The following is a 15,142-nucleotide window of genomic DNA, read 5'->3' as shown; positions in this document are numbered from 1 at the left end:
CGTTCATCAGGGGGTTCATCATGTCTCTTTCGCTATGGTCAGATGCCGCGCCGAGCCGCGCGGGCCGCGCGCTTGAACGGGGCGACGTAGCCCAGCGCGCAAATGAAGAAGATCACGGCGAGCGTCGCCTCGATCCAGCCGAGCCGCGCGGAGAGCCCGCCGTCGGTCATGCCGCGCACGATCCCCTCGGCGAAATAGAGGAGGATCAGCATCGACGCCCATTGATACGTATAGACACGGCGCTTGAGCACGCCGAGAAGCGGCAAGAGGAGCGGCACGGCTTTCAGCACGAGCGCCGAGCCGCCGGGGCGCAGCGGCGCGAGCCAGCCCTCCCAGACGACGGCGAGCGCGATCAGAGCGATGAGCGAAAGCGCTGCGCCGAGTGCGAAACCACGGCACGGGACCACTTGCGGGACGGCCTGCGCCCCGAAGGAAGTGGCCTTGGGCCGCGGCACGGGTGCGATTGGCGGCATGGAAGATTCCGGTGCGCTTACACGCGCTCGGTGAGCTGGGCCGCGGCCCGCGCGACGCGCACGCCGAGCACGATCGCAAGCGCCTTCTCGTCGGCAGTGATGCCGTCTTCGCCGGACCCCGCGCGCGCGTGATGCGACGCGCCGTACGGCGTGCCGCCGCTTTGCGTCGTGGTGAGCGCGCTCTCGGTGTACGGGATGCCGACGATCAGCATGCCGTGATGCAGGAGGGGGAGCATCATCGACAGCAGCGTCGTTTCCTGCCCGCCGTGGAGGCTGCCCGTCGACGTGAACACGCACGCCGGCTTGCCGGCGAGCGCGCCCGACAGCCACTGGGGCGTCGTGCCGTCGAGAAAATACTTGAGCGAGGCGGCCATGTTGCCGAAGCGGGTCGGCGAGCCGAGCGCGAGACCGGCGCATTCCTCGAGGTCGCGAAGCTCGGCGTAAGGCGGGCCGTCGGCGGGGATGTCGGGTTGCGTGGCCTCGCACACGGAAGAGACGGGGGGCACGGTGCGGATGCGCGCCTGCATGCCGGGGACGCTGTCGATGCCCTGCGCAATCGCGAGCGCCAGCTCGCGCGTGGTGCCATGGCGGCTGTAATAAAGTACAAGAACGTCTTTCATAAGCCTCACAAGAAAACGCCGGGCCGCCCCAAGTTTTCCGCCCCCTCGGGGGACCTGGCGCGTAGCGACAGGTTTGGGGGCACTCAAGAAAACGCCGGGCCGCCCCAAGTTTTCTTGCCCCCTCGGGGGGCCTGGCGCGTAGCGACAGGTTTGGGGGCACTCATCACTGAGCGGCTATTATAGGGGCTGAGGTGCCCGTTGCCTGGCGCCCGGCGCCAATGAGGAGAAGGTTTTTGCCGAAGCTGAGTCTGGATTTCGACACCATCAAACGTCTTGCGCAGTTCGCCGCGAAGCGCAGCAGCGAAGACCGCATTCCGCAAGTGGCCGGCAGCCTCACGTTCACCACGATGCTCGCGCTCGTGCCGCTCGCGACGGTCGCGTTCGCCCTCTTTACCGCGTTTCCGATCTTCGCGTCGTTCCAAGCATCGTTGCAGGGTTTCCTCGCCGATCACCTGATGCCCGACCAGATCAACAGCCAGATCTTCAAGTACCTGAACCAGTTCGCGACGAAGGCAAAGGGCCTCACGACGATGGGCATGATCGTGCTCTTCGTCACGGCGGTCATGACGATGATGACGGTCGAATCGGCGTTCAACGTGATCTGGCGCGTGACCAAGCCGCGGCCGTTTGCGCAGCGGGTGCTCGTCTACTGGTCGATCGTGACGCTCGGGCCGCTGCTGATCGGTGTGAGCCTGTCGATCTCGTCGTATCTTTTCACGCGCTCCCCGTTCTTTGCCGGCTTGCGCGTCTCGGCATTGATCGATTGGGCGCTGACCGGGGCGGCGCTGCCGCTCACGGCGCTTGCGTTCACGATGCTCTATGTCTACATGCCGAATTGCGTCGTGCAATGGCGCGACGCGGCGGTCGGCGGCATTTGCGCGGCGATCGCCTTCGAATTGACGAAGCGCGGCTTCGGTTATTACGTCCGCCGCATCCCCACTTATACCGCCGTGTACGGCGCGTTTGCGACCGTGCCGATGTTCTTGCTGTGGATGTACCTGTGCTGGTTCATCACGCTTGCGGGCGCGATGATCTCATCGGCGTTGCCTGCGGTGCGCATCGGCCAGTTTCATCGACAGCGCTATCCGGGCGGCGATCTGCTCGACGCGCTCGAATTGCTCGCGCGTCTTGACGAGGCGCGCGAGGCGGGCCAGCCGGGCCACACGGTGACGGAGCTGGCGCGCATGCTCCGCTGCGACATGGACACCGCGACCGACCTCATCGCCCAGCTCAGCCAGCAGGAATGGGTGGCGCGCCTCGAGGACGACGGCCGGCTGGCGCGCTACGTATTGCTCGCAAATCCGTCGCAGGTCACGGTCGGGCGGCTGTTCGATTTGTTCGTGATCGACCGGGCGGAGCTCGAATATCAGCTGCGGCTCGCGCCGACGCGCGTCGATTGCGCGACCTTGCTCGGCGCGCTCGACAACGCGAAGCTCGATATATCGCTCGCGGCATTGCTGGCGGCACGCAAGGCGCGGGGAACGGTTGCCGCCGACGAACCGGGCGCGACGCAAACGATGCCGCACCAGGTGGCCGGACTCTAACGCCGGCGTGGTTCGCGAGACTCGGCTCGCTACAGCGAGATCTTCCCGACGCAGATGTCCTTGAACATCACCCAATCGCCCATCAGGCTGTAAAGCGGGTGGCGGAAGGTGGCGGGGCGGTTCTTTTCGAACGCGAAGTGGCCGATCCATGCGAACCCGTAGCCGCACAAAATGGCGGCCGGCAACCACAGCCAGTCGCCGGTGGCGATCGCCATCGCCAGGCAGCCGATCACGCCTAGCGAACCGATGAAGTGCAGCCGGCGGCACATGACGTTGCGATGCTCTCCGAGATAAAACGGATAGAACTCCGCAAAATTCGCGAAGTGATCGGTTTGGGCGGTGTGAGCCATCGTCGCCTCCTTTGATTTTCGCTGCGTAGCGCGCTCGTGCCTGCCCGGCGGTTCATGGCTTCGGGGCATGCACCGAAGAACCGGACGGTCGCGGCGGGTCGCACCAAGCAGTCAAGTAAATTCAATTCCATCAAGTAGTTAGATTCATTTTGCTGCGATTGGTGCGGGCGTGCAACTCGGCCATTCGGCCGATGGTGCAGTCGCCCACCTCCCGCTATCGTCAGTCAACGGTGGGTCCGCCCGTGCGAAGCGGTGCCGCGAAACTGAACAGCGCGTCGAGCGTGCCGTCGGGCTGTTCCGACATCAGCGCGTGGCCGGCATCGAGCGTCACGGTGTCCACTGGCGCGCCCGCGGCGGCTAATGCTTCGGCGAGGGCGTGCGTGGCGCGCGGCGGCGTCATCGCGTCCTTTCTGCCGACCACGAGGCGCACCGGGCAGCGCACCTGTGCTGCGCGGGCGAGTCCGTCGGCGTATTGATTGCACGCGGTGAAGTCGGTGTGAAAGAGCTGCGATTCGCCCTTAGCCGCGACGCGCTCCATCAGGCGCTGGTTCATGCCGTGCAGCCAGAAGCCAGGTCCTGGGGCAGACGGCTTCGCCGCGATCGTCGAATGCGACCAGCGGTTGACCAGTTCGATCGCCTCGCTCTCGCGGTTGAGCGCCGCGTCGAGCAGCGCGTCGGAAACGGCCATCGGCACTGCCGTCGCGACGAGCGCTAGCCGGGCGGCGCGCGCCGGATAGCGGCCGGCGAATTCGAGCGCGACGAGCGAGCCCATGCTGTGTCCGGCGACAAAGGCCGCATCGACGCCCACCGCATCGAGGAACGCGGCGAGCCAGTCGGCGAGTGCGCCGATGCTGGTCGCGGCTGGGCCTGTGCTCCGGCTGTGGCCGGGCAGGTCGACGGCCAGCACGTTGAAGCCGTGATGGGCGAAGTAGCGGGTTTGCAGCGCCCACACGCTGTGGTCGTGCTGCGCGCCGTGGATGAAGACGGCCGTGGGCAGGGCGCGGTCGAAAGTTTTGCCGCCGCTGTAGGCGTATGCGGCGGCGCCGTTGAGCTCGACGATCATGCGGCCCCCTTGCGAGCGCCTGCGGCAGGCGCTTTGGCGGCGGCCTTGAGCGCGCGCTTGAGGTCGTCGATCAGGTCGTCGGGGTCTTCGAGGCCGATCGACAGGCGGATCGTGCCCTCCGCAATGCCGGCGGCGGCGAGTGCCGGGGCGTCCATGCGGAAGTGCGTGGTCGAGGCTGGGTGGATGACGAGCGAGCGCGCGTCGCCGACGTTCGCAAGATGTGAGAACAGCGTGAGCGCTTCGATGAAGCGGCGGCCGGCGGCACGGTCGCCGCGCAGGTTGAAGCTGAACACGGCGCCGGCGCCGCGCGGCAGCAGACGTTTGGCGAGCGCGTGGTCGGGATGCGATTCCAGTTCCGGATAGGCAACCGATTCGACCGCTGCGTGCGCGGCGAGAAACTCGACGATGCGACGCGTATTGGCGACGTGCCGCTCCATGCGCAGCGGCAGCGTCTCGATGCCCTGCAGCAGCTGCCATGCGGCCTGCGGGTGCAGGCAGGCGCCGAAGTCGCGCAGTCCTTCGCGGCGCGCGCGCAGCAGAAACGGCGCAACGGTGCTTTCCTCCGCGAACACCATGCCGTGAAAACCATCGTATGGCTCGGTAAGTTCCGGAAAGCGCCCCGACGCGACGAAGTCGAACGTGCCGCCATCGACCAGCACGCCGCCGATCGTCGTGCCGTGGCCGCCCAGGAATTTTGTCGCCGAGTGGTAGACGAAATCGGCGCCGTGCTCGAACGGCTTCAGCAGGCAGGGTGTGGTAAAGGTCGAATCGACCAGGAGCGGCACGCGGTGCTCGTGCGCGATCTGCGCGACGGCGGCAATATCGAGCACGTCGAGCCCCGGGTTGCCGAGCGTTTCGCCGAACAGAAGCCGCGTGTTCGGGCGCACCGCCGCGCGCCACCCCGCAAGGTCGCCAGGCTTGACGAAGGTCGTCTCGATGCCGAAGCGCCGCAGCGTGTAGTTCAAGAGGTTATGCGAGCCGCCGTACAGCGCGTTTGACGCGACGATATGCGAGCCCGCACCCATCAGCGTCGCGATCGCGAGATGCAGTGCGGCCTGGCCGCTTGCCGTGCCGATCGCTCCCGCGCCGTTCTCGAGCGCGGCCACGCGCTCTTCGAAGACGGCCACGGTCGGGTTCGAGATCCGCGAATAGACGTGGCCGGCGCGCTCCATATTGAAGAGCGCGGCGGCGTGATCGGTGTCGCGGAAAGAGAAGGAAGTGGTCTGGTAGATCGGCGTGGCGCGCGCGCCGGTCACCGGGTCTGGGGCTGCGCCGGCATGCAGCGCAAGCGTGTCGAAACGATTGGCGGACATCGGAGGCGGCGGGGCGGTTTTTCTCGAACGGCGCCCGCGAGGGTTGAAGTGCCGGCCATCGTATCACTGCTCCGCATGGCTTCAAGTCAGTGGCGGGCAAACCCGTAGGGCCGGCGGCAGGCGCCCTCGCTTTTCTTTTGAGGGGCTTTCCGCTACGATCAAAAATTAGTTGCGCATTATCTGGAGACAAATATGCGAGTCAGCGACATCCTTAAAGTCAAGGGCAACACCCTGTTCACGGTCACGCCCGATACGTCGCTGCATGAGGCAGTGGATACGATGGCCGAGCACGACATCGGTTCGCTCGTCGTGATGGAGTATGGCGAGTTGGTCGGCATGCTCACGTTTCGTGAAATCATCATGACGCTGCACAATAATGCGGGCAGCGTCGGCACGTCGTCGATCCGCAAGGTCATGGACGACCATCCGATCACCTGCACACCGGAAACCGACGTCAACGAAGTGCGGCGGATGATGCTCGAACATCACGTCCGTTATCTGCCGGTGCTTGAAAGCCGCAGGCTGATGGGCGTGATCTCGTTCTATGACGTGGCAAAGGCGGTGGTCGAAGAACAGGGCTTTGAGAATCGGATGCTGAAAGCCTATATCCGCGACTGGCCGGAAGAAGAGCAGGGGCAGCGCGAGACGCGCTGACGGCTTGGCCCGGCGCCGCGAGATGCGGGTGCAAGCGCGTCTGCCAAGACGTTCTGCTGCAATGCGGCATAACGCGCCGCCCCGCTAAGCCGCCCCGGGAAAAAGCGCGCGCGTGACGCGCGTTTTTTCTTGTCCACCCGAGTTAGCGCTTCAGCAGTGACTCCGGCCCCGTGCAGAGCACTTGCTCGGGTCCCATGCAGCGCAGTCCGCGCAGGCTGATTGCCCGTCGATGCAATACATTGCGCCGGCCGATGGCCGCCGACGTGGCGGCCGCCGATCGACCCTCTCGACATTTCCCTGACCGCATGAGCGATCATCCCATCCCGACCGCGCAACGCGAGCGCCGCACCGGGCGCGAGCATCACTCCCAGTTCGGCTTGCTGCGCGAGCGCCGGTTCGCGCCGTTCTTCTGGACGCAGTTTCTCGGCGCGCTCAACGACAACGTGTTCAAGGTCGGCTTCTCGTCGCTCGTCACCTATCAGACCGCGCGTTTTTCCGGCGTTGACGCGAAAACGGCGGCATTCCTGATCTCCGCGATTTTCATCGTCCCGTTCGTGCTCTTTTCGGCGACATCGGGACAGATCGCGGACAAATATGACAAGGCCACGCTCACGCGTTTCGTGAAAACGTTCGAAATCGCTGTGATGCTGGTGGGCGGCGCAGGATTCTGGATGCACAGCGCGCCCTTGCTCTACTTATGTACGTTCCTGATGGGTGTCCATTCGACACTGTTCGGCCCGGTCAAGTACGCGTATCTGCCGCAGCATCTGAACGATCGCGAATTGGTGGGCGGCAACGGTCTCGTCGAAATGGGGACGTTCGTCGCGATCCTGATCGGCACGATCATCGGCGGCGCGGCGGCCGGGTTTGTCGAGCATGGCGCGGCGATCCTCGCGTTCGGCTGCGTCGCGATCGCGCTCGCCGGGCGCACGGTGTCGGCGTTCGTACCGGTCTCGCCGGCGCCGCAGCCGGACTTGCGGATCAACTGGAACCCGGTGACGGAAACGTGGCGCAACCTCTCGCTCGCTCGCGAGAACCGCACGGTGTTCCTGAGCCTGCTCGGTATTTCGTGGCTGTGGTTTGTCGGCGCGACGTTTCTCACGTCGTTCTTCAATTTCGCAAAGGACGTGCTGTCGGCCGATCCGGACGTCGTCACCGTGCTGCTCGCGACGTTCTCGTTCGGCATCGGCATCGGGTCGCTGCTGTGCGAGCGGCTGTCGAAGCGGAGGGTCGAAGTCGGCCTGGTGCCGCTCGGATCGATCGGCATGAGCGTGTTCGCGATCGATCTTTTCTTCGCGAGCCATGCGCAGCCGCCGGCGGGCCACCTGCTGTCCGTCGGGGAATTCCTTGCGCAGCTCGGACACTGGCGCATCCTCGCGGACCTGTTCCTGCTCGCGATGTTCGGCGGCTTCTACAGCGTGCCGCTGTACGCGCTGATCCAGAGCCGCAGCCAGCCGACACATCGCGCGCGGATCATCGCGGCGAACAACATCCTGAACTCGTTCTTCATGATCGTGTCGGCGCTGATGGCGATCGTGCTGACGTCGCTCGGCGTGAGCATTCCCGGCATTTTCCTGACCACCGCGCTGCTCAACGTCGTGGTCGCCAGCTATATCTACTCGCTCGTGCCGGAATTCCTGCTGCGATTCATCGCCTGGGTGCTCGTGCACACGTTCTATCGCATTCGTCTTGTGCATTCGGAGCGCATTCCCGAGACCGGTGCCGCGGTGCTCGTGTGCAATCACGTGAGCTTCGTCGATGCGCTCGTCGTCATGGCGGAGAGCCCGCGGCCGATCCGCTTCGTGATGGATCATCACATTTTCCGGACGCCGTTCGTCGGTTGGCTGTTCCGGCACGCGAAGGCGATCCCGATCGCGCCAGCCCACGAGGACGTCGCCCTGCTCGAGCGCGCCTACGACACGTGCGCGGCCGCGCTGGCCGAGGGCGAGCTCGTCTGCATCTTTCCGGAAGGCAAGCTGACGAAAACCGGCGAGATCAATCCGTTCAGGCAAGGCGTGAGCGAAATCATCAAGCGCACGCCCGTGCCCGTGGTGCCGATGGCGCTGCGGGGGCTCTGGGGCAGTGTGTTTTCGCGAGCGGTCGACGCGCATTGGCCGCGGCCGGTCAAGAAAGGCGTGATGAGCCGCTTGACGCTCGCGGTGGCGGAACCGCTCGATCCGCAGGCGGCCACGCCGGAGGCGCTGCAGCGGATCGTCGCCGAGCTGCGCGGGGCGCGCAAATAGCGCCGGGGGCCGCGCCGGGCGGGGGGCATCGCGGTTAACCGGCTGGTATAGTGGCGGTCTCCCCGATTTTCTTTTGGACGACGCTCATGTCCGGCAATACTCTCGGTACGCTTTTCACCGTCACGACGTTTGGTGAATCGCATGGTCCCGCAATCGGCTGCGTGATCGACGGCTGCCCCCCGGGTATGGCGTTGACCGCTGAAGACATCCAGATCGAACTCGACCGCCGCAAGCCCGGCACGTCGCGCCATGTGACGCAGCGCCAGGAAGAGGACAAAGTCGAGATCCTGTCGGGCGTGTTCGAAGACGTGACAACCGGCGCGCCGATCGCGCTCCTGATCCGCAACACCGACCAGCGCAGCAAGGACTACGGCAACATCGTCGACACGTTCCGTCCCGGCCATGCCGACTACACCTATTGGCAGAAATACGGCGTGCGCGATTATCGCGGCGGCGGCCGCTCGTCGGCGCGCCTGACGGCGCCGACGGTTGCGGCAGGGGCCGTCGCGAAGAAGTGGCTGCGCGAGCATCTGAACGTCGAAGTGCGCGGATACATGAGCGCGCTCGGCGAGATCGACGTGCCGTTCGTCGATTGGGCGCACGTGCGCGAGAACCCGTTCTTCGTTCCGAACGCCGGCATGGTGCCGAAACTGGAAGTCTATATGGACGCGTTGCGCAAGGACGGCGACTCGATCGGCGCGCGGATCAACGTGGTGGCGACGGGCGTGCCGGTCGGCTTGGGCGAGCCGCTCTTCGACCGCCTGGACGCCGATATCGCGCACGCGATGATGGGCATCAACGCGGTGAAGGGCGTCGAGATCGGCGCGGGCTTCGAAAGCGTGCGGCAACGCGGCTCGGTCCACGGCGACGAGCTGACACCCGAGGGCTTCGTCGGCAACCACGCGGGCGGCGTGCTCGGCGGCATTTCGACGGGGCAGGACATCACCGTTTCGATCGCAATCAAGCCGACGTCGAGCATACGCACGCCGCGCCGCTCGATCGACAAAGCGGGACAGCCGGCCGTCGTCGAGACGTTCGGGCGGCATGACCCGTGCGTCGGCATTCGCGCGACGCCGATCGCCGAGGCGATGCTTGCGCTGGTGCTGATCGATCACGCCTTGCGTCATCGCGCGCAATGCGGCGACGTCGTGGTGACGACGCCGAAGATCGCGGCGAGCGCGCCATAAGCGACGGCGCGGGGCCTGAGCCGCCTCGCCGAAAGATGCGATGCCGCAAGAAGAAAAGGGCGCCGAGGCGCCCTTTTCAGTTGATCGTCAACCGCGTCACATATTCGGATAGTTCGGCCCGCCGCCGCCTTCCGGCGTGACCCATACGATGTTCTGCGTCGGGTCCTTGATGTCGCAGGTCTTGCAGTGCACGCAGTTCTGCGCGTTGATCACGAGCCGGTCGCTGCCGTCGTCGTTCTTCACGAACTCGTAGACCGCCGCCGGGCAGAAGCGGCCCTCGGGGCCCGCATACGTGCGCAGATTCACGTTTACCGGCACCGACGCGTCCTTCAACGTCAAATGTGCCGGCTGGTTTTCCTCATGATTCGTGTTCGAAATGAACACCGACGAGAGCCTGTCGAACGTCAGCTTGCCGTCCGGCTTCGGATAGTCGATCGGCTTGCATTGCGACGCGGGCTTGAGCGTCTCGTGGTCCCCGTGCTTGTGATGCAGCGTCCACGGCACGTTGCCGCCCAGCACCTTCTGCTCGAGCCCGACCATCAGCGTGCCGAGATACAGGCCCTTGCTCATCCACTGCTTGAAGTTGCGCGAGCGATAGAGCTCGGCATGCAGCCAGGAGGTCTTGAACGACTCCGGATAGGCAGCCAGCTCATCACCTTGACGGCCTGCCTGAACGGCGTCGAATGCGGCTTGCGCCGCGAGCATCCCGGTCTTGATCGCCGCGTGGCTGCCCTTGATGCGCGACACGTTCAAAAAGCCCGCGTCGTCGCCGACGAGCGCACCGCCCGGAAACACGAGCTTCGGCAGCGACATCAACCCGCCTGCCGTAATCGCGCGCGCGCCGTACGAGACGCGCTTGCCGCCCTCGAGGAACGCGCGGATCGTCGGATGCGTCTTGTAGCGCTGGAATTCCTCGAACGGCGACAGGTACGGATTCGTATAGCCCAGGCCGACCACGAAGCCGATCATCACCTGGTTGTTGTCGATGTGATAGAGGAACGAGCCGCCGTAGGTTTCGGTGTCGAGCGGCCAGCCGGCGGTGTGGATCACGAGGCCCGGCTGGTGCTTCGAAGGATCGATCTCCCACAGCTCCTTGATGCCGATGCCGTAGACCTGCGGATCGGCATCCTTGTTCAGCTTGAACTTCTCGTTCAGTTGCCGGCCCAGGTGCCCGCGCGCGCCTTCGCAGAAGAGCGTGTACTTCGCGTGCAGCTCCATGCCGAGCTGGAAGTTCTCGGTGGGCTCGCCGTCGCGGCCGATGCCCATGTTCCCGGTGACGACGCCTTTCACGGAACCGTCGTCGCCATACAAAATCTCGGCGGCGGGAAAGCCCGGGAAGATTTCGACGCCCAGCGCCTCGGCCTGCTGGCCGAGCCACCGTGTGACGTTCGCGAGGCTGATCACGTAGTTGCCGTGATTCTTGAAGTTGTCCGGCAGCGCCCAATTGGGCGTCTTGACGGCGCCTTTTTCGGTGAGGAACAGGAACCGGTCTTCGGTCACCTCGACATTGAGCGGGGCGCCTTTTTCCTTCCAATCGGGAATCAGTTCGTTGATCGCGCGTGGGTCCATGACGGCGCCCGACAGAATATGCGCGCCGATCTCCGACCCCTTTTCGAGCACGCAAACGCCGATTTCCGCGCCTTTCTCCGCAGCAAGCTGCTTGAGCCGGATCGCCGCAGAAAGCCCCGCGGGGCCGCCGCCGACGATCACGACGTCGTATTCCATCGACTCGCGCGGACCGTATTGCTCGATGAGACTTTCGGGGGTCATTGGGGCTCCTCTTACCGTTAGAATGCTTTTTTCGGGTTCGTATTGTCAGCGAACGGTCGGGCTGCCGCAACCGCAACTGCGGCAATTAGCACGATCGTTCTATTTTATGATAGGGTGTCGCCGCGCGACTGCGGCGAGCCTGCGATCCGCAAACCGTTACCAAACTAGGAATGACAATGGGCCGATCGATCAATCTGGAAGGCAAGGTCGCTCTGATCACCGGCGCGTCGAGCGGGCTTGGCAAGCGCTTCGCGCAGGTGCTGTCGCAGGCCGGCGCGAAGGTGGTGCTCGCGAGCCGCCGCGTCGAACGCTTGAAGGAGCTGCGCGCCGAGATCGAGGCTTCCGGCGGCGCGGCGCACGTCGTCTCGCTCGACGTGACCGACTACCAGAGCATCAAGTCCGCGGTCGCGCACGCGGAGACGGAAGCGGGGACCATCGACATCCTCGTCAACAACTCGGGCGTGTCGACGACACAACGCCTCACCGACGTCACGCCCGCCGATTTCGAGTACGTGTTCGACACCAATACGCGCGGCGCCTTCTTCGTCGCGCAGGAAGTGGCGAAGCGGATGATGATGCGCGCGGGCGGCTCGCAGAAGCCGGCTTACCGGATCATCAACATCGCGTCGGTCGCGGGCTTGAGGGTGCTGCCGCAAATCGGCCTTTATTCGATGAGCAAGGCGGCCGTCGTGCACATGACGAAGGCGATGGCGCTCGAATGGGGCCGCCACGGCATCAACGTGAACGCGATTTGCCCAGGCTATATCGACACCGAGATCAACCACCACCATTGGTCGACCGAGCAGGGGCAAAAGCTGCTGTCGATGCTGCCGCGCCGGCGCGTCGGGCAGCCGGAAGACCTCGACGGCCTGCTGTTGCTGCTCGCCGCCGACGAATCGCAATTCGTCAACGGCGCGGTTATCGCCGCCGACGATGGCTTCGGTCTCGCCTAGTCCGTCACAGATCAGCCACGCGGGCCGCCGCGCCCCGTGGCTTCGGCGCGCGGCTTCGCTACACGTACGTGCCAGGAACTACCCCGATTGTCATTTGTAGAAGAGCAGAAGAAGTACGATGAGCGACTATCACCCTGTTTTTGAGATGTCGATGCCGATCCGCTGGGGCGACATGGACGCCTTCGGCCATGTGAACAACACGGTTTATTTCCGCTACATGGAGCAGGTGCGGATTTCGTGGTTCGAGCATCTCGGCATCATCGGCAATCACGAGGAAGGGCAGGGGCCGGTGATCGTGAACGCGTCGATGGAGTTCTTGAAGCAATTGCACTATCCGGGCGACGTCATCGGGCGGATGACGATCGGCAAGCCCGGGCGCAGCAGCTTCGACACCGGGTTCGAACTGATGCGCGCCGACGATCCCGAGCAGCTCTACGCGCGCGGCAATGCCCGCTGCGTGTGGATCGACTACGCGGCGGGCAAGTCGGTGCCGATTCCGGACCTGCTGCGCGATACCATCGAAAACGCCGTGCTGATCAAGGCGTCCTGAGCGCGGCCGTTCATCTGGGCGGCTTGTTTGAACGGGACGCGCACCCTCGCCGGGCCCGCTGCCCGGCTAATTCCCCAACAGTCTTTGCAGCAGTTCGGTCGCGTTGCCCGTGCCGTACTTGCGCATCAGTCTCGCCCGGTAGACATCGACCGTGCGCGAGCTGATGTCGAGCGCGCGGCCAATCTGCTTGCTCGTCTTGCCGGTCGCGAGCAACGCGGCGATTTCGCGCTCGCGCGGCGTCAACTCGACGGCGACGCGGCGCGTCGCGCTCAGATCCTCGAAAGTCCAGACGCCCGCCGCGAGCGGTGCGCGCCGGTCGAGCGCGCGCCCCGTCACATGACACCAGAACAGCTCGCCCGTCGCGCGCCTCATGATGCGATCGTCCGCATAGCTGCCTTGCGCCGTCATGATCGGAGCGATGCGCTCGCCGATCCGCTCGAACTCCGCCGGCGACGGGTAGAGCACCTGGAACGACTGTCCGATCAGCGCCTCGCGCGCGCAACGGAAGATCGCGACAAGCGCGTCGTTGCAGTCCTCGATGATCCGGTCGCGCGACAGCACGAGGCCGATCGGCGCGAGGTGAAAGGCGGTCTGGTAGTCGATCTGGGGCATGGCTGAATCGGTGCGGGGCCAGGGCCGCCGGGCGATTGCTTATGTATTTTTGCGTATTGTGCCGTAAGGCCCGCACATCGTACCCTTTCACGCATCTCACAACGAGCGGTGTGCGCAGCACGGTTAGCCCGGATTCACGCCGGCTTTTGCCGTACATGACTAGAATGAGGCATCGGACGATGCTTACCGCGCCGATCCGGTTTTTCGGGTTTCCAAGTCGAGGAAAGGAAGGGACATACAGATGAACAAAGTCTATCCAAGCGCGTCCGCCGCGCTCGAAGGCATCGTCAAGGACGGGCAGACCTTTGCCGTCGGCGGCTTCGGTTTGTGCGGCATTCCCGAGGCGCTGATCGCGGCGTTGCGCGATTCGGGCGTCAAGGACATCACCTGCATCAGCAACAACGCGGGCGTCGACGGTTTCGGCCTCGGCCTCCTGCTCACGACGCGGCAGATCAAAAAGATGATCTCGTCGTATGTCGGCGAGAACAAGGAGTTCGAGCGTCAATATCTGGCCGGCGAACTCGAGCTCGAATTCACCCCGCAAGGCACGCTCGCCGAGAAGCTGCGCGCGGGCGGCGCGGGCATCCCCGCGTTCTTCACGAACACCGGCTACGGCACGATCATCGCGGACGGCAAGGAGACGCGCCAGTTCGGCGACCGTCACTATGTGCTGGAGCCGTCGCTCACGGCCGACGTCGCGCTGGTCAAGGCCTGGAAGGCCGACAAGTCCGGCAATCTGATCTACCGCCGCACTGCGCGCAACTTCAACCCGATGTGCGCGATGGCCGGCAAGATCACGGTGGCCGAGGTCGAAGAGATCGTCGAGACCGGCGAGCTCGATCCGGACGCGATCCATACCCCTGGCATCTTCGTGCAGCGCATCGTGCTCAATGCGCATCCGGAAAAACGCATCGAACAACGCATCGTCCGCGCGAAAGGAGAGTGATCATGGCATGGACTCGTGACGAAATGGCCGCGCGCGCGGCGAAGGAACTGCAGGACGGCTTCTACGTGAACCTCGGCATCGGCCTGCCGACGCTCGTCGCCAATCACGTGCCACCGGGCGTCGAGGTGTGGCTGCAGTCGGAAAACGGCCTCCTGGGCATCGGCCCGTCGCCGACCGAAGAGGAAGTGGACGCCGATCTGATCAACGCCGGCAAGCAGACCGTGACGACGCTGCCGGGTTCGTCGATCTTCTCGTCGGCCGATTCGTTCGCGATGATTCGCGGCGGCCACATCAACCTCGCGATCCTCGGCGCGATGCAGATCAGCAAGCAGGGCGACCTCGCGAACTGGATGATCCCGGGCAAGATGATCAAGGGGATGGGCGGCGCAATGGACCTCGTCGCCGGCGTGAAGCGCGTCGTCGTGCTGATGGAGCATGTCGCGAAGGGCGACCAGCACAAGATCCTCGAAGAATGCACGCTGCCGCTGACCGGCGTGGGCGTCGTCGATCGGATCATCACCGATCTCGGCGTGATCGACGTGACCGAAGACGGACTGAAGCTCGTCGAATTGGCGAATGGCGTCACGGTCGACGAAATCAAGGCGAAGACAGGCGCGCCGCTCGATGTGAGCGCCGTGCACTGACATCTCGCGGGCCGGCGTTGCCGGCCGGGAAGCGAGGTGGGAAAACGGGTGAGGCGAAAGCCCCGCCCGTTTTTCGTTTGTGCGCCCAGCATGGGCGCACTCCAGTGGGTGCAAGTCCCACCGTAAGTTGATCACAGCGAGCGAAGCGAAGCGCAACTGCGAGAGGGTGACCGATCGGGGGGAGGGAGCGTTGCTGGAAGCGGCGCTGACGAGAGAGAAC

General features: G+C 64.8%; 15 protein-coding genes. 8 read left to right on the top strand and 7 right to left on the bottom strand.

The window, feature by feature from the left end; all coding sequences use genetic code 11:
• Positions 1 to 38: 38 nt before the first annotated feature.
• Positions 39 to 473 carry a DUF2069 domain-containing protein gene (locus J3489_RS34525; RefSeq protein ID WP_207005310.1) on the bottom strand — a complete coding sequence of 145 codons (435 nt, stop codon included), beginning with the start codon at positions 471 to 473 and terminating at the stop codon, positions 39 to 41.
• 17 nt (positions 474 to 490) lie between these two features.
• Positions 491 to 1,093: an NAD(P)H:quinone oxidoreductase gene (wrbA, locus tag J3489_RS34520; RefSeq protein ID WP_207005309.1), complete on the bottom strand. Its 603-nt coding sequence runs from the start codon at positions 1,091 to 1,093 to the stop codon at positions 491 to 493.
• Between the two features lie 233 nt (positions 1,094 to 1,326).
• On the opposite strand from wrbA, the gene J3489_RS34515 reads away from it, so the two are divergent.
• Positions 1,327 to 2,637 (top strand): YihY family inner membrane protein, encoded by a 1,311-nt coding sequence (locus J3489_RS34515; RefSeq protein WP_207005308.1) that lies wholly within the window; start codon positions 1,327 to 1,329, stop codon positions 2,635 to 2,637.
• A gap of 29 nt (positions 2,638 to 2,666) precedes the next feature.
• Here the strand turns inward: J3489_RS34515 and J3489_RS34510 are convergent, their stop codons facing one another.
• From J3489_RS34510 to J3489_RS34500, 3 genes are all read right to left on the bottom strand, one after another.
• The gene (locus J3489_RS34510; protein WP_207005307.1) at positions 2,667 to 2,987 is read right to left on the bottom strand and encodes an Mpo1-like protein; all 321 of its coding nucleotides are present in this window, start codon (positions 2,985 to 2,987) and stop codon (positions 2,667 to 2,669) included.
• Between the two features lie 220 nt (positions 2,988 to 3,207).
• On the bottom strand, positions 3,208 to 4,050 hold the full coding sequence (locus J3489_RS34505; RefSeq protein WP_207005306.1) for an alpha/beta fold hydrolase: 843 nt from the start codon (positions 4,048 to 4,050) through the stop codon (positions 3,208 to 3,210).
• Positions 4,047 to 5,363, bottom strand: coding sequence for an O-acetylhomoserine aminocarboxypropyltransferase (locus J3489_RS34500; RefSeq protein WP_207005305.1), 1,317 nt, complete (start codon positions 5,361 to 5,363; stop codon positions 4,047 to 4,049). Before J3489_RS34500 ends, J3489_RS34505 begins: the two co-directional genes overlap by 4 nt.
• A 192-nt stretch (positions 5,364 to 5,555) precedes the next feature.
• Here J3489_RS34500 and J3489_RS34495 point away from each other — a divergent pair, with 192 nt between their 5' ends.
• The 3 genes from J3489_RS34495 (at position 5,556) to aroC (ending at position 9,447) form a co-directional block, all read left to right on the top strand.
• Positions 5,556 to 6,017 (top strand): CBS domain-containing protein, encoded by a 462-nt coding sequence (locus tag J3489_RS34495; protein ID WP_207005304.1) that lies wholly within the window; start codon positions 5,556 to 5,558, stop codon positions 6,015 to 6,017.
• 305 nt (positions 6,018 to 6,322) lie between these two features.
• A complete protein-coding gene (locus J3489_RS34490) occupies positions 6,323 to 8,260 on the top strand; it encodes an MFS transporter (RefSeq protein WP_207005303.1) in 1,938 nt (645 codons plus the stop codon).
• A gap of 86 nt (positions 8,261 to 8,346) precedes the next feature.
• On the top strand, positions 8,347 to 9,447 hold the full coding sequence (gene aroC, locus J3489_RS34485; protein ID WP_207005302.1) for a chorismate synthase: 1,101 nt from the start codon (positions 8,347 to 8,349) through the stop codon (positions 9,445 to 9,447).
• A 96-nt stretch (positions 9,448 to 9,543) separates the two neighbouring features.
• Here aroC and J3489_RS34480 read toward each other — a convergent pair whose 3' ends face one another.
• Positions 9,544 to 11,217 (bottom strand): electron transfer flavoprotein-ubiquinone oxidoreductase, encoded by a 1,674-nt coding sequence (locus J3489_RS34480; protein WP_207005301.1) that lies wholly within the window; start codon positions 11,215 to 11,217, stop codon positions 9,544 to 9,546.
• Positions 11,218 to 11,393: 176 nt separating this feature from the next.
• Here J3489_RS34480 and J3489_RS34475 point away from each other — a divergent pair, with 176 nt between their 5' ends.
• On the top strand, positions 11,394 to 12,170 hold the full coding sequence (locus J3489_RS34475; protein ID WP_242540546.1) for an SDR family oxidoreductase: 777 nt from the start codon (positions 11,394 to 11,396) through the stop codon (positions 12,168 to 12,170).
• 118 nt (positions 12,171 to 12,288) lie between these two features.
• Positions 12,289 to 12,720, top strand: coding sequence for an acyl-CoA thioesterase (locus J3489_RS34470; protein WP_207005299.1), 432 nt, complete (start codon positions 12,289 to 12,291; stop codon positions 12,718 to 12,720).
• Between the two features lie 66 nt (positions 12,721 to 12,786).
• Here the strand turns inward: J3489_RS34470 and J3489_RS34465 are convergent, their stop codons facing one another.
• Positions 12,787 to 13,332 carry a PAS and helix-turn-helix domain-containing protein gene (locus J3489_RS34465; RefSeq protein ID WP_207005298.1) on the bottom strand — a complete coding sequence of 182 codons (546 nt, stop codon included), beginning with the start codon at positions 13,330 to 13,332 and terminating at the stop codon, positions 12,787 to 12,789.
• A gap of 241 nt (positions 13,333 to 13,573) precedes the next feature.
• Between J3489_RS34465 and J3489_RS34460 the strand changes: the two genes are divergently transcribed.
• A complete protein-coding gene (locus tag J3489_RS34460; RefSeq protein WP_207005297.1) occupies positions 13,574 to 14,278 on the top strand; it encodes a CoA transferase subunit A in 705 nt (234 codons plus the stop codon).
• 2 nt (positions 14,279 to 14,280) lie between these two features.
• Positions 14,281 to 14,922, top strand: a complete 642-nt coding sequence (locus tag J3489_RS34455) for a CoA transferase subunit B (RefSeq protein ID WP_207005296.1) — start codon at positions 14,281 to 14,283, stop codon at positions 14,920 to 14,922.
• Positions 14,923 to 15,142 lie beyond the last annotated feature (220 nt).

Origin of the sequence: Trinickia mobilis (assembly GCF_017315705.1) — a bacterium.
GTDB lineage: Bacteria > Pseudomonadota > Gammaproteobacteria > Burkholderiales > Burkholderiaceae > Trinickia_A > Trinickia_A mobilis.
The sequence above is the reverse complement of the archived record's forward strand: the minus strand, read 5'-3'. Positions and strand labels throughout refer to the sequence as shown.

Coding starts and splice junctions, on each gene's coding strand:
- J3489_RS34500 (WP_207005305.1), bottom strand. CDS start 5,363: ATGTCCGCCAATCGTTTCGACACGCTTGCGCTGCATGCCGGCGCAGCC.
- J3489_RS34490 (WP_207005303.1), top strand. CDS start 6,323: ATGAGCGATCATCCCATCCCGACCGCGCAACGCGAGCGCCGCACCGGG.
- J3489_RS34455 (WP_207005296.1), top strand. CDS start 14,281: ATGGCATGGACTCGTGACGAAATGGCCGCGCGCGCGGCGAAGGAACTG.
- J3489_RS34510 (WP_207005307.1), bottom strand. CDS start 2,987: ATGGCTCACACCGCCCAAACCGATCACTTCGCGAATTTTGCGGAGTTC.
- J3489_RS34525 (WP_207005310.1), bottom strand. CDS start 473: ATGCCGCCAATCGCACCCGTGCCGCGGCCCAAGGCCACTTCCTTCGGG.
- aroC (WP_207005302.1), top strand. CDS start 8,347: ATGTCCGGCAATACTCTCGGTACGCTTTTCACCGTCACGACGTTTGGT.
- J3489_RS34505 (WP_207005306.1), bottom strand. CDS start 4,050: ATGATCGTCGAGCTCAACGGCGCCGCCGCATACGCCTACAGCGGCGGC.
- J3489_RS34460 (WP_207005297.1), top strand. CDS start 13,574: ATGAACAAAGTCTATCCAAGCGCGTCCGCCGCGCTCGAAGGCATCGTC.
- J3489_RS34465 (WP_207005298.1), bottom strand. CDS start 13,332: ATGCCCCAGATCGACTACCAGACCGCCTTTCACCTCGCGCCGATCGGC.
- J3489_RS34480 (WP_207005301.1), bottom strand. CDS start 11,217: ATGACCCCCGAAAGTCTCATCGAGCAATACGGTCCGCGCGAGTCGATG.
- wrbA (WP_207005309.1), bottom strand. CDS start 1,093: ATGAAAGACGTTCTTGTACTTTATTACAGCCGCCATGGCACCACGCGC.
- J3489_RS34475 (WP_242540546.1), top strand. CDS start 11,394: ATGGGCCGATCGATCAATCTGGAAGGCAAGGTCGCTCTGATCACCGGC.
- J3489_RS34495 (WP_207005304.1), top strand. CDS start 5,556: ATGCGAGTCAGCGACATCCTTAAAGTCAAGGGCAACACCCTGTTCACG.
- J3489_RS34470 (WP_207005299.1), top strand. CDS start 12,289: ATGAGCGACTATCACCCTGTTTTTGAGATGTCGATGCCGATCCGCTGG.